This is a genomic window from Leptospira abararensis, assembly GCF_016918735.1.
Taxonomy (GTDB): Bacteria; Spirochaetota; Leptospiria; order Leptospirales; family Leptospiraceae; genus Leptospira_A; species Leptospira_A abararensis.
This window is the reverse complement of the sequence record NZ_JAFFPR010000050.1, coordinates 71,488-85,035: the sequence shown is the minus strand read 5'-3', so window position 1 is coordinate 85,035 and position 13,548 is coordinate 71,488. Positions and strand designations below refer to the sequence as shown.

The 13,548-nt window shown below is 40.2% G+C and carries 12 protein-coding genes; 10 read left to right on the top strand and 2 right to left on the bottom strand.

Annotated features, from left to right (window positions below; genetic code table 11):
- Positions 1-132 precede the first annotated feature (132 nt).
- The 3 genes from JWG40_RS13950 (at position 133) to JWG40_RS13940 (ending at position 1,585) form a co-directional block, all read left to right on the top strand.
- Positions 133-468, top strand: a complete 336-nt coding sequence (locus JWG40_RS13950) for a Zn-ribbon domain-containing OB-fold protein (protein WP_205286401.1) — start codon at positions 133-135, stop codon at positions 466-468.
- A gap of 108 nt (positions 469-576) precedes the next feature.
- Complete coding sequence (locus tag JWG40_RS13945; protein WP_205286400.1) at positions 577-1,014, top strand: DUF1801 domain-containing protein; 438 nt, start codon at positions 577-579, stop codon at positions 1,012-1,014.
- Positions 1,015-1,147: 133 nt separating this feature from the next.
- A complete protein-coding gene (locus JWG40_RS13940) occupies positions 1,148-1,585 on the top strand; it encodes an acyl-CoA thioesterase (protein WP_205286399.1) in 438 nt (145 codons plus the stop codon).
- A gap of 209 nt (positions 1,586-1,794) precedes the next feature.
- Here the strand turns inward: JWG40_RS13940 and JWG40_RS13935 are convergent, their stop codons facing one another.
- Together JWG40_RS13935 and JWG40_RS13930 are read right to left on the bottom strand one after the other, a co-directional pair.
- A complete protein-coding gene (locus JWG40_RS13935; RefSeq protein WP_205286398.1) occupies positions 1,795-3,423 on the bottom strand; it encodes an alpha-glucosidase in 1,629 nt (542 codons plus the stop codon).
- 1 nt (position 3,424) lies between these two features.
- Positions 3,425-5,974: a [protein-PII] uridylyltransferase family protein gene (locus tag JWG40_RS13930; RefSeq protein WP_205286397.1), complete on the bottom strand. Its 2,550-nt coding sequence runs from the start codon at positions 5,972-5,974 to the stop codon at positions 3,425-3,427.
- Between the two features lie 39 nt (positions 5,975-6,013).
- Here JWG40_RS13930 and JWG40_RS13925 point away from each other — a divergent pair, with 39 nt between their 5' ends.
- The 7 genes from JWG40_RS13925 (at position 6,014) to dnaJ (ending at position 13,524) form a co-directional block, all read left to right on the top strand.
- Complete coding sequence (locus JWG40_RS13925; RefSeq protein WP_205286396.1) at positions 6,014-6,487, top strand: hypothetical protein; 474 nt, start codon at positions 6,014-6,016, stop codon at positions 6,485-6,487.
- A gap of 82 nt (positions 6,488-6,569) precedes the next feature.
- Positions 6,570-7,742: a glycoside hydrolase family 172 protein gene (locus JWG40_RS13920; RefSeq protein ID WP_232369380.1), complete on the top strand. Its 1,173-nt coding sequence runs from the start codon at positions 6,570-6,572 to the stop codon at positions 7,740-7,742.
- Positions 7,735-8,652, top strand: a complete 918-nt coding sequence (locus JWG40_RS13915; protein ID WP_205286394.1) for a sensor domain-containing diguanylate cyclase — start codon at positions 7,735-7,737, stop codon at positions 8,650-8,652. The genes JWG40_RS13920 and JWG40_RS13915 overlap by 8 nt, the downstream gene beginning before the upstream one ends.
- Before the next feature lie 147 nt (positions 8,653-8,799).
- On the top strand, positions 8,800-9,831 hold the full coding sequence (hrcA, locus tag JWG40_RS13910) for a heat-inducible transcriptional repressor HrcA (RefSeq protein ID WP_205286393.1): 1,032 nt from the start codon (positions 8,800-8,802) through the stop codon (positions 9,829-9,831).
- Positions 9,832-9,842: 11 nt separating this feature from the next.
- Positions 9,843-10,415 (top strand): nucleotide exchange factor GrpE, encoded by a 573-nt coding sequence (gene grpE, locus JWG40_RS13905; RefSeq protein WP_205286392.1) that lies wholly within the window; start codon positions 9,843-9,845, stop codon positions 10,413-10,415.
- Positions 10,416-10,438: 23 nt separating this feature from the next.
- Positions 10,439-12,373: a molecular chaperone DnaK gene (gene dnaK / locus JWG40_RS13900; protein WP_205286391.1), complete on the top strand. Its 1,935-nt coding sequence runs from the start codon at positions 10,439-10,441 to the stop codon at positions 12,371-12,373.
- A gap of 23 nt (positions 12,374-12,396) precedes the next feature.
- The gene (gene dnaJ / locus JWG40_RS13895) at positions 12,397-13,524 is read left to right on the top strand and encodes a molecular chaperone DnaJ (RefSeq protein WP_205286390.1); all 1,128 of its coding nucleotides are present in this window, start codon (positions 12,397-12,399) and stop codon (positions 13,522-13,524) included.
- Positions 13,525-13,548: the final 24 nt, after the last annotated feature.

Below are 13,548 nucleotides of genomic sequence, written 5' to 3'. Positions count from 1 at the left end.
TTGGGATTTAAACGCAATACGTATAACTCGCGCGCGTTGGTTGGCTAATCGCCAATCCACAAACACCGATTTTACTCCACTGAGGGATTTTTACGTATTGCATTTATTTCACAAAAAATTGAGTAATGTACTATGAACGTAACCGAAACTCTGCCTGGCACTCACTGCAAAAAATGTAACTTTAAAGTGGCAGAGGTTGCTGAAGTTTGTCCTTCCTGCGGAAGTGAATCTCTAGAAACGGTAGACTTAAAGCAGAATGGAATCATCCATTCGTTTACAGTTGTTTCTGTTGGATTTGGGCATATGGCGGACCGTGCCCCTTATGTATTGGCGATCGTCCAAACGGAAGAACATGTAAAACTCACTACTGTGATTGAAGATGTAGCGGACTTTAATACTGTAAAAATTGGTGATAAAGTTCGATTCAAAAACGTGGATCCAAAGATCGGCCCTGTATTTCAATATTAGAGTTTCCTATTCAGTTCCACTCTCCATGACTTTACTTGCTCGATCATTTGGACTAGGAATCTTGAAGTTAAAAGTCATCTGATAAAGCACAATCAAACACTGCTTCCGATGAAAACAAATCCAAAAGTCAAACAAAAATATCCCGTTCCTTCCGAATCTCTCTCTTCATATTATTTTAATTTAACACCCGTAATGTTAGATAAATTTATGGAAATTCGCAATTGGATTTATGAAATCTCACAGTCGAACGATCAAATTGGTGAGATTGAAGAATGTATCAAATGGGGCCAACCTAGTTTTCTAACACCAAAAACAAAATCGGGATCCACCATTCGGATTGGTAAGGTGAATGATTCGGAATATGCGCTCTACTTTAATTGTAAAACCAGCATAGCCCAGGAAATTGCGATTGAATTTCCTGAATTAAAATGTGATGGAAAAAGAGCTTTGTACTTGGAAGCAAATCAAAAACTTTCTAAAACCAAACTCATTGTTTGTTTGAAGAAAGCCTTATTGTATCATAAAAGAAAAACAGACATTCTTTAGTTAGGTTTAAGTTCTCCAGTTTAAAACGATATGAAACAAATCAGTATAACAATCAACCTTCTTATATTACTTTTTAATTTTGCTGATTCGGAAAAACAAAACAGTTGAGAAAATCTGGAGTAACTGACACTCAATGAAATTCAAGGAAAACTCTTTTCAGCATTCGTTCCGAGTTCGGTATTCGGAAGTAGATTCTCAAGGGATAGTGTTTAACGCAAATTATCTAAACTATTTGGATGTAGCCATTACAGAATACTTTCGTGCTAAAGGAATTTCATACTCTGAATTTATAGATCGTTACAAACTCGATTTTCATGTCGTGCAATCGTTAATTGATTATCGCAATGGTGCTAAGTTTGATGATCTACTAGATGTTTTTTTAAGTCCGAGTTACAAATCATCCAAAATCTATTGGTCGTTTCAAATGAAATGCGGAGATAAAATTATTTGTTCGGGAATGCTTACCTACATTACGGTAAGTCATTTGACAAAGAAGATTGTATCACTGCCGGAAGAGGTGAGTGAGTTGTTAGAGTTTCCAGCGAAATTGGATAAAAAACCAACTGAATGATTGAATAGGTTTTGAAAACCTAACTTTCGCTTTGCACAATCATCCCAATCCCCGCGCCACCGATTGGAGCGGAAATCCTTTCCGTTTTGGATAGTAGGTTTTGTTAGGAAAGGATTGGAAAGATTGGAGCGAAAAGCGGGGTCGTTATACTTTGAGATCAGGAAACCTCGAACTGATTCGAGGCGCCCGCATTCTTAAATCACAATACTTTAATTTCCAAAAATAACAGCTTCGTTCGGCATCAAAATTAAACCACCGTAGTCCAATTCCTTTTCTAGATCAAAAGAGGACGTTCTGTTCGCAGAGCTGAATAGAATTTGATTGAGAATCCATTTTCTTGGATAGGAAACATTGACTGGTTTAGAGGAAAAGTTTAAAAATATATAAGTCTCTTCTTTTCCTTCTCTTCTTCGGTAGTATAATGCTTGTTTGTCGTCGGTAATTAGTATTTTTAATTTTCCTTTGCGGAGAGACTTTCTGTCCTTTCTAATTTGGATTAGTTTTTTGTAGGTGAAAAATAGGGAATTAGGATCTGCTTTTTGAGCTTCCACATTCACTGTGTTTGCTCCTTCGTACAAAGGAAGCCATGCTTTTCCTGTGGTGAAACCTGTGGTTTCAGATCCATCCCAAGGCATCGGAATTCGTTCAGGATCACGACCGGGATGAAAAGGCCAATATCGTTTTCCTACCGGGTCTTGGATTTTTTTATAGGGAACTTTTTGGCGTTTCATACCAATCTCTTCACCGTAGTAGAGGAAAGGTGTTCCACGAAGCGTTAACATCATGCAGGCGGCAAGTCTTGCTCTGGCGATTGTATCTACACCTTTTTCGTATCTTGTGATGTGGCGTGGAAAGTCGTGGTTAGAAAGAGTGTAGTTCGGCCAATTGTCCTCGCCGAGAGCCGATTCAAAGTCCTTGACGATTTGAAAGAATCGTTCTGCTTTCCATGGAGAAAATAAAAACATGAAGTTGAATGCAAGGTGTAATTCGTCGTTACGACCACAGTAGGTTGCCGGAAGGAGGACGTTTCCTGGGAAGTCTTGCATGATTTCACCAACAAACATACGTTTATCGGAATACGAATCGAGTAGTTTACGCATTCTACGTAAGATTCCATGCATTTCTGGACGATCACGATCATAAGCATGTACTTGTTTGTCGTAAGGCCTTGGGCCTTTCATAAAGTAGGAGGCATTGTTTCGGAGGAATTCATCTTTTACATATAAGTTGACCACATCCAATCGAAACCCATCGACTCCCATATCCAACCAATACTTCATCATTTTGAATATGGCGTCTTCGACATCGGGATTACGCCAGTTGAGGTCAGGTTGTTCTTTCAGAAAAGAATGGAAATAGTATTCGCCAGTTCGTTTGTCGTATTCCCATCCTGATCCACCAAATGCACCAAGCCAATTGTTAGGTGGTCCAACATGAGTTGGTTCTTTCCAAATATACCAATCTCTTTTGGGGCTATTGACTGAGGATCTGGATTCGATAAACCAAGGATGGAGATGGGAAGTATGGTTAACCACAAGGTCCATAATGATTCGGATTCCCCGTTTGTGGGCTTCCTTTAACAACCGTTTGAAGGTTTGAGTATCACCATAAACTGGATCAATTTCTTCATAGTTGGAAATGTCATAACCAAAATCAAACATAGGAGAAGGATACACTGGTGATAACCAAATGGCATCAATCCCGAGTGAATCTTTGGACCCGGCAAGATAATCCAATCTTTCGATGATTCCTTCTAAATCACCAATGCCGTCGCCATCGGAATCTTGAAAACTACGTGGGTAAATTTGATAGATTACTGCTTCTTTCCACCAGACCATATTAAAAATTAATCTCCATGATTCCTTGATTTTCTTTCACTCGAGCCACCGAGAGGATTTTTTCTTTGATTGCCAGTAGTATACCTGTGTCTTCAATCTTCTTGCCATTTTTGGTTTGTATATGGAAAGAGTCATAAGCAAAATCCGCACTGGTGGAGATCCTAACAAAAATCACTTCGAGCTCAAAGTCGAGTAATGTTTTTAAGATTCGATACACAAGTCCAATGGAATCGGGAACTCTGACTTCTAAAACAGAATAAGATTCCGAAAGGTCGTTCGCAAATTTTACCAACTCTTCAACCATTCCATCGGGTATCTCTGGTAGTGTTTTCCAAATATTTGTTGTGGATGCCAAATCTTCGATATTGGTTTTTCCTTCAATACAATCAGCGAGTGTAGATTCAATGTCGGTGATTTGTCCTTCGGCGATTTCACCACTTCCAAATTCATCGGTGATTTGTGCCTGTAGAATGAGTTGGTTTTCCGCGGTTCTAAATAAACGGAGTCCCACTAAATTCAGTCCCAACGAGGAGATGGTTCCCGATAGGTAGAGTAACATTTGTTTGTCGGAGTTGGCAAAGATGGATAAAGTGACAAAGGCAGGTTCCCTTTCGGTAATCATTCGGAATGGCAATCCAGAACTTTTCCAATCATAAAGTAAAATAAAATGTTGGTACACTCTTCTCGGCGTATTGTAATTTAAATAGGAAGAGGGTCTTATCTGCATTCCAAATTCAACGATGCGTTCCGATTGTTCGGCAGTTAGTCCTTCTTTTTCGATTAAGTAGGTTTCTAGAGTGGATTCAATCCGTTCTTGGGTATCAGCAAGATTTCCTTTTTGTAGATAAGCCAAAGTGGAAGTGAATAGGAAATGCAGGATTTCTTTTTTCCAGTTCGTTAGGATTCCTTGTCCTACGGACTTTGTATCAATGATGGTAAGTACATATAATAATCGCAAAGTGTTTTCATTCGAAAATTGTTTTGCAAAAGAGGCAATGAGTTTGGGATCATAAATATCTCTTTTGGAAGAAAGTTCTGACATCACAATGTGTTCGGCCACGAGGAATCTTAAAAGTTCTGTATCTTCTTCTGACAACCGAAACCTTTCGGCAATGATGAGTGCCAGTTCCGCGCCGTATTGGCTATGGTCTCCTTCTTTTACCTTTCCTGCATCATGGATGAGAATCGCTAAGGCCAAAATTTCAATTTTTTCACATACATTGAATACTTCTTGGATTTGTCTATCTTCCCATAAATCAGCGATGAGAACATCGAGTTCCCTTAAGATAAGTAGTGTATGTTCATCCACAGTGTATTGGTGGTGGTAACTAAAGAGAGGAAAGTTTGTACAGGCTCCAAATTCAGGAATCAGTTTTCCTAAAATATTACACTCATGCATAAGAGTGAGGGTATGCCCAACACGTTTTTTTTGTCGCAACATTCCAAGAAAGGTATCTAAAACAGATTTTTGGTTTTTAAAATCATCATCTAAGAAGTGTGATGCGAATCTGATTTCATTCAAATCAATTCGGGATGGTTCTTCTTCGTTTAATTGGGACACTGCGAAGAATTGTATGATGTCATCGTACAAACTGTCGGGATTGGAAAGTTCCCTTTGGATTCTTTTTTTGTTTCGATTGGTTTTTTCATCCAAATACGTTCCAATATAAAAATACACTTCCTTTTGAGCTTTGTAAAATTGGCTCATAAAGGATTCGAGAGTTTTGATTTCGTTTTTGGGACCAAAACCTAAAAACTCTGCCACTTCCGCCTGCAAACCCAAATCCAAGCGATCATTTTTACGGCCGCTAACGATGTGCAGTGCTGATCTTGTTAAGAGTAAAAAATCGTAAGCTGACAAAAGAGTTAAACTATCACCGATCAAATAAAAATCAAAAATTCCTCCATCGGCAGAATCAGCCAAAGGATTTGTTTTTTCAATCCAATACATATGTTGAATATCACGAAGGCCTAATGGATCGTTTTTGATATTAGGTTCAGAAAGTAGGATGGGATTGTAAGAATTGATGATCCTTTCTCGAAGGTAAGACAATTTCCAGTCGTTAAAAACTTTGATGGTTTTTTCAGGAATTTTTCCGAGGAACTCTGTTTTGTATTTTTGGAAAAGAACTTCTGATCCTACAAGAAACCGAGAATCAAGGACGGCATGGAAGGTTTCAATTTGGTCCAAATACAAAAAGGATTCTTTGATCGTGCGGCAAGAATGGCCCACTTCCTTTTCATTGTTATATAAGAAGGTATTGATTTTAGAAATGATTTCGCTAAGGAGTTTGTCCGAAAGTTTACCATCATGGAGGTAAAGTAGATCGATATCAGAATAGGGAGCCAATTCCCTTCGACCATAGCCACCGACGGCAATCAAACAAAGATGGTCTTTTAATGGGATCCCCTCGGAGACTTCGCTAAAAAGAGTCCGGATGGACTCATCGACAAGATTACTCAACTGGCGTGTGAAGAGCCTACCGGAGGCAACTGTTTTGGCTTTTGGAAATGTCCGTTGCAGTTTTGCCTTGAGTTCTGATTTCATCATGTTAAGATGGGATCTCCTACCTTATTGGACAACTTTAACATGAATCCGAAGATTAAAATCACAATTCAGTTTATTTTCAGCCATCTTTCCGCTTATCTCCTCGTTTCGATTCCTTATTTCCAGTTGGTGATGAAGGATTATTATGAAGGGGACAGTGCCGTATTCCCATTGTTTCTCATCACAGCAAACGATGGTGCCGCTTGGTCAAGAGCTATGACTTGGTTATTTCCCACTTTGGTATTACAAGCAATCCTAATGGTAAGTTTTATCATTGTGATTTGGGACTGGTTTCGCATGCAGTCCTTCGGCAAACAAATGTTTGTTTTGGGTTGGATGAGGACTGTGCTTGGTGGGCTTGCGGCAATTTCTCCGGCTGTGGGAAGTTTGGAAGGAATGGTATTCTTAATTCCAGAAGTTTCTCTCTCGATCCACTTGTATGTGGTATTTGAAATCTTTTTACAATCACTTGTCCAAGCCGGAATTTTTCTTGGACTAGTGAAGCGTTTTAAATAAATCGCTAAATTGGTATTCTATGAGTGATCAGAATTCTAATTTTTTAACGAAACATAGAGTAATGCAAAAATTTTCTTCTTCAATGAGTTCTTTCTTTTTCTTCGGATTGGTTATATTCCTTTCCACAAATTTATTGTTCGCTGATGGATGGGAATCTTCGATTTGGAAGGATAAAAATTACCGTAACCAAAGGATCTCCAGCGCGGATCCTACCAATGGCAATGACGATTTTATCAAAATTCCAAAGAAAAAAACAGTAACGATTGCTGAGATTAAAACCAGAGGGGTCATCAAACATATTTGGATGACTCTTGCTAGTAAAGATTTAATGGCCCGTAAAAATGCGGTGATACGTTTCTATTGGGACAACCACAAATATCCTTCCGTTGAGGTTCCGTTAGGTGAATTTTTTGGGCAAGGTTGGGGCGAAGAATACATACTCAATTCGGCTCCCTTGGTGGCGGCTCCCAAAAAAGGAAAGTCGATGAATTCATACTTTCCTATGCCCTTTGAAACAGGGGCAAAAATTGAAATCGAAAATGAATCTGAGGAAGATATTAGTAATTTTTATTTTTATATCGATTATGAAGAATGGAAAGAACCAATAGGTTCTAATCTACGTTTCCATGCACAGTGGAATCGAAGCACCACCCAACCGAACACATCGAATGGGAAAGAAAATGAATGGGCTCTTCTTGGGGAAACAGAAAAGACGATTTTTAAAAAGGAAAATTACTTCACAGTACTTGAAACAGAAGGTAAAGGCCAATTCATCGGACTCAATTTGTATATAGATTCTCCCACACCTCTTTGGTATGGAGAAGGGGATGATTTGATTTTCATTGATGGAAACCAAACAGAAGCCAATCTAAAAGGAACAGGTACAGAAGATGTTTTTAACACTGCTTGGTCACCAAAAGAAATCTTTATGCATCCATACTTCGGATATCCACGAGTCTCTGATTCTGTGGGATGGCTTGGTCGAACCCATTTATACCGATTTTGGGTGGAATCCCCCATACGGTTTGAAAGAAATTTCCTATTCCTTTTAGAGCATGGACATGCAAATTCCTTGACCTTAGATTTAATCTCTGTTGCTTATTGGTATCAGAGTCTGAATCCAAAACCAATGAAGGTTTTGCCGAAAAAGGAATCCCGAGTCAACAAACCCGAGATTAATTTTCGTCATATCCACAAGTGGCGGGATTCATTCCGAAGCGAAAAAGGTAATGGGGAAATTTGGGGAAATGAATGAGATTTATACAGATGTGTTTGCGAGAGAAATTGTTTCCCAATCCATCGATGCCATTGTTGTTTTAGATACCGAAAGTAAAATACTCTTTAGTAACGTAGCGTTACAGTCGTTAACTGGATTTACGAAAGAAGAATTAGACCAAAAAACGTTTTCCTTTCTTTTCCCTCCGAATGAAAAGGGAGAACAAAGTTCCATAGAAACCTTTGTTAGCTCCAATAATTCCCATTATATTGCTGGATTTTTAAAAGAACTAGAACTGGTCACAAAACCGAAAGGCACCATTCCAGTGGAGATCCGTGCTTTTACCATCAGCAACGAAAACCAAATCTTTTACGCGGCGATCATTCGTGATGTGCGCGAACGCAGACGATTAGAAGAACAAAAGAATGTTCTTATCAATAGTTTGAAACGTTTGGCCTACATGGATGAACTTACCATGTTGCCAAACAGACGTTCTTTTTCAGAAAGTTTGCAAAAAACGGTCGCAACGGTCAAACGTCGCAACCGCGAATCCGTTCTTGCAGTCTTCGATATCGATCATTTCAAAGTCATCAACGATACCTACGGTCATGACATTGGGGATTTGGTATTAAAGAAAATGGCCAATATCTTTGTGGATTGCCTAAGGGAAGAGGATACAGTGGGAAGGATTGGGGGCGAAGAGTTTGGTTGTATTCTGCCCGATACGACCACCGAGGGAGCCACCATCGTCCTTGATCGCCTTCGTGAATCTGTGGCAAAACACCGCTTTTTCATTTTTGATAATTATTATCTCAATATCACAATCAGTATAGGTTTCACAAAGGTGCACCCGATCCAAAAACCAGAAGAGATTTTGAAGTTGGCCGACATTGCTCTCTACCAAGCCAAGAACCATGGAAGGAACCAGATCCAAGTTTATCCTGTGTGACATAATTTTAGCAGATTCTAAGAAACTCTGCTAAAATTCCAGACTCCAATCTTCTTCCTGCTTGACGAAAAAATACCAAATCCGTAAACTTTAAGCATAGATTAGCACTCTAATCACCAGAGTGCTAAAGGAAGTGCCAAGAAGGATATGGATCTTTCGCCTAGACATCGTTCTATTTTGAAAGCTTTGGTTGAGGAATTCGTATCGGACAACAAGCCGGTCGGATCTAAAACCCTTTCTGAAAAATATGATATCGGAGTCTCACCCGCTACCATTCGGTCCTGCTTAGCAGAACTAGAGGAGATGGGTTTTATAGTCGCACGCCATACCTCGGGCGGTCGGGTTCCGACAGAACGTGGGTATCGGCTGTATGTGGATAGTTTGGTAACTCTCTTTGAGCTTACCATGCGAGAGAAACAAAGAATCCAGGAAGAGTATCTTCGGATGCAATTTCGTTTGGATCAGGTTCTCATCGCCACATCCAAAGTATTGGCTTCCCTTTCGCAATCTGCGAGTGTGGTTCTTGGTCCGGAAGGATCTTTGGATACACTCAAACATATTGAACTCATCCATGTAAATGGTGGAGAGGTTCTTATGATTCTTGTTATGCGGTCAGGAACTGTGCTCAATCGAAATATTTTTTTCGATTATCACATCTCACAAGAGACTCTGTACCAAATTTCAAGATATTTGAATGATAACGTCAAAGGTTTTGATGTTCATGAAATTCAAAGTAATCTGATTCCTCAGATGATGATACAAAAGGAGGGTCCCGAAGGATTTTCTTTATTTGCACCATCAATTGCGAGAGCCATGGGATCAGACAGTCAATCTGTTGATAACTTATATATCGATGGATTGAAAAACTTATATGAAAACTTTAAGGATGAAGAGGAACAATTAGAAAACATCCTGCATCTCTTTGATGAAAAACAGTTCCTCAAAGAGTTTTTTAGCGATTATGTTCCGATTGATGGTGTTTATACCATCATTGGAAAAGACGGTAATGAAAAGTTAGGTGGTGTTACCATCATCACAACTAATTACCGAATGGGAGAAAAGAGGATTGGTTCCATGGGAATCATTGGTCCTCAGAGGATGAATTACAACAAAGCTTTACCTTTGATTGAATTCACCTCAAAGTTAGTTTCAGAAATGATAACGAAATTGAGTAGATAGTAGGAGGAAAAATGGCAGAAGAAACAAACGGGTCCGTGGATGAACAAAATGTGTCAGTTGAAGAAGGACAGACCATTACGGATGAAGCCATTGAACAAGCAGTAGAGGGTGCCGAGAAAGAACTCGATAACGCTAAAAAAGAAATCGAGACTTTAAAAGATTCTTGGTTAAGAGAACGTGCGGAGTTTCAAAACTACAAACGTAGAACTGCGAATGACTTGTTAAATGCAAGAAAAGAATCCATTAAGAAGTTTGCGGAAGGCCTAACAGGTGCTTTAGACAACTTGGAGCGAGTATCCAACGTTCCTAACCAAACTCCGGAAGTAGTCGCTTTCGTAGAAGGGATCAAGATGGTTCAAAAGGAATTTTATTCCGTATTGGAAAAAGAAGGAATCAAACGATTAGATCCGAAAGGAATGCCGTTTGATCCTATGCTCATGGAAGCAATTGCTTCCGAGGAAAGTGCAGAGTTTACCGAAGAGACTGTTGTGGAAACATACCAAGCAGGTTTTTACCATGAAGAAGGTGAGAACAAACAGTCCATTCGTCCTGCACGTGTAAAAGTGGGAAAACCACAAAGTTAATATAAGTAAGAAGGAGAAAGACTATGTCTAAGGAAAAAATTATAGGTATCGATTTGGGGACCACTAACTCTTGTGTGGCGGTTATGGAAGGTGGAGATCCTGTTGTCATTCAAAACTCAGAAGGGGCGAGAACCACTCCTTCGATTGTTGCCTTTACCGCAAAGGGTGAAACCATTGTGGGCCAGTTCGCAAAGAACCAGGCAATTACGAATGCAGTAAATACCATTCGTTCTGCGAAACGTTTTATTGGTCGTCGTTTTAACGAAGCCGGTGACGAGTCCAAGATGGTATCTTACAAAGTGATCCGTGCTGGAAATGATGGTGTGAAATTTGAAACCGTTTCTGGTGAATTCACTCCTCAAGAGATTGCAGCTCGTGTCCTTCAAAAGATGAAAAAAACTGCAGAAGACTTTCTTGGTCATGAAGTAAAAAAAGCAGTAGTGACTGTTCCTGCTTATTTCAATGACGAACAAAGACAGGCAACAAAAGATGCGGGTCGAATTGCTGGTCTTGAAGTGGAACGAATCATTAACGAACCAACTGCTGCGGCTCTTGCTTACGGTTTTGATAAGAAAAAAACCAGTGCAAAAATCGCCGTATACGACTTAGGTGGTGGAACATTTGACGTTTCTATCTTAGAGCTTGGTGACGGTGTATTCGAAGTAAAATCCACAAATGGAGACACTCACCTTGGTGGTGACGACTTTGATAACGTGGTCATGCAGTGGATGATTGATGAATTCAAAAAACAAACAGGGATTGATATTTCTGGAGATAAAAACACCGTACAACGATTGAAAGAAGCTGCTGAAAAAGCTAAAATCGAGTTGTCTGGAACCTCTTCCACTCAAATCAATCTTCCTTTCATCACTGCGGATGCTTCTGGTCCAAAACATTTGGATATGACACTCACCAAAGCAAAGTTTGATGAGATTACAAGATCACTTGTAGAACGAACTCGCATTCCATGTATCAATGCATTAAAAGATGCAGGACTTTCGGCGAGCGAAATTGATGAAGTCATCCTTGTGGGTGGATCGATTCGTATCCCTGCGGTGCAAGCACTTGTAAAAGAAATTTTCGGTAAAGAACCAAACAAATCTGTAAACCCAGACGAAGTTGTGGCAGTAGGTGCTGCGATCCAAGGGGGAGTTCTTGCAGGTGATGTAACAGATGTATTGTTACTTGATGTAACTCCGCTATCTCTTGGTATTGAAACTTTGGGTGGTGTGATGACAAAACTCATCGAAAGAAACACAACCATTCCTACAAGAAAGTCACAAGTGTTCTCGACTGCTGCAGACAGCCAAACTACAGTTTCGGTTCATGTATTGCAAGGGGAACGTGAAATGGCAAGTGCCAATAGAACCCTCGGTCGATTTGACTTAGTGGGAATTCCATCGGCACCAAGAGGAGTACCTCAAATTGAAGTTACTTTTGATATTGATGCGAACGGTATCGTTCATGTATCAGCAAAAGACTTAGGAACTGGAAAAGAACAAAAGATTCGTATTGAATCTTCTTCTGGATTGTCTGAAGAAGAAATCAAAAAGATGGTTAAGGATGCAGAAGCTCACGCAGAAGAAGATAAAAAACTTCGCGAAGCGGCTGATACTAAAAACGAATTGGAAGCAATTGTTTACCAATTGGAAAAAACCATCGGGGAATCTGCTGACAAACTCGACGAATCAGAAAAACAAAGAGCTCAGGACGAAATCAAACGAGGCCGTGAAGCAATGGAATCTGGTGATGTCGAACGTATGAAAGCTTCTCGTGATTCCATTCAAGAAGTCGCCATGCAAATTGGTCAAAAGATTTATTCACAAGCAGGTCCTGAAGCAGGTGCTCCGGGTGCAGACCCTAATGCAAATGCAGGTCAAGGTGCAAGTGAATCTTCTGCCGGTGGCGAAAAGGTCGTCGATGCGGATTACACCGTAGTCGATGAGGACAAAAAATAAATAGAGAAGAAAGAAGTAAAACTATGAGCGACCGTGGTTACTACGAAGTATTAGGCGTTTCGAAAGGTGCCTCTGATGATGAGATCAAGAGCGCCTATCGTAAGTTAGCCATCAAATATCACCCTGATAAAAATAAGGGTGATAAAGAAGCGGAAGAAAAATTCAAAGAGGCTACCGAAGCTTATGAAGTCTTACGCGATGCACAGAAACGTGCGGCGTACGATCAGTACGGCAAAGCCGGCGTCAATGCCGGTGCTGGCGGAGGATACGGGGCAGGAGCTTATACAGACTTCTCTGATATCTTTGGAGACTTCGGTGATATCTTCAGTGAATTTTTCGGAGGCGCAGGTGGCGGTGGTAGCCGCGGTGGCGGAAGAAGGTCCGGTCCTCAAAGAGGATCGGATTTACGTTATAATTTAGAAGTTAGTTTAGAAGATGCAGCCCTTGGTAAAGAATACAAAATTGAAATCCCACGATTAGAAACATGTGTGGATTGTTCTGGATCGGGAGCATCCAAAGGATCTTCTCCAACCGTTTGTCCGGATTGTTCGGGAACAGGACAAGTCAGAAGGACACAAGGTTTTTTTAGTGTCACAACGACCTGCCCACGTTGTAAAGGAAAAGGAAAAGTAATTTCTAATCCTTGTAAAACTTGTAAGGGCGAAGGTCTAACAGAGAAAAGACGAACCATTCATATTAAAATTCCTGCAGGTGTCGAATCGGGAAGCCGACTCAAAGTTTCTGGGGAAGGTGAATCTGGCCCGAATGGTGGACCAAGTGGGGATTTGTATGTAGTCACACATATCAAAAAACACCCAACCTTTGAAAGACAAGGGAATGATTTAATTGTTCAAAAAACAATTTCTTTGTCCATGGCTTGCCTTGGGGGAGAGATTGAAGTGCCATCAATCGATGGAAAAACCATCCAACTCAAAATTCCAGAAGGAACAGAAAGTGGACAGATCTTCCGATTGAAAGGTCATGGGATTCCTTACCTTGGTTCTTACGGAAAAGGGGACCAACACGTAATCATCAAAGTCGAAATTCCTAAGAAACTTTCTAAAAAACAGAAAGAACTTATGGAAGAATTTGCCCGCGAGTCCGGAGAAAAGGTGGGCAGTGGCGGAAAATCGAAGTTGTTTTTCCGCTGATCTTTTGGAGTATTGAGAGCATCT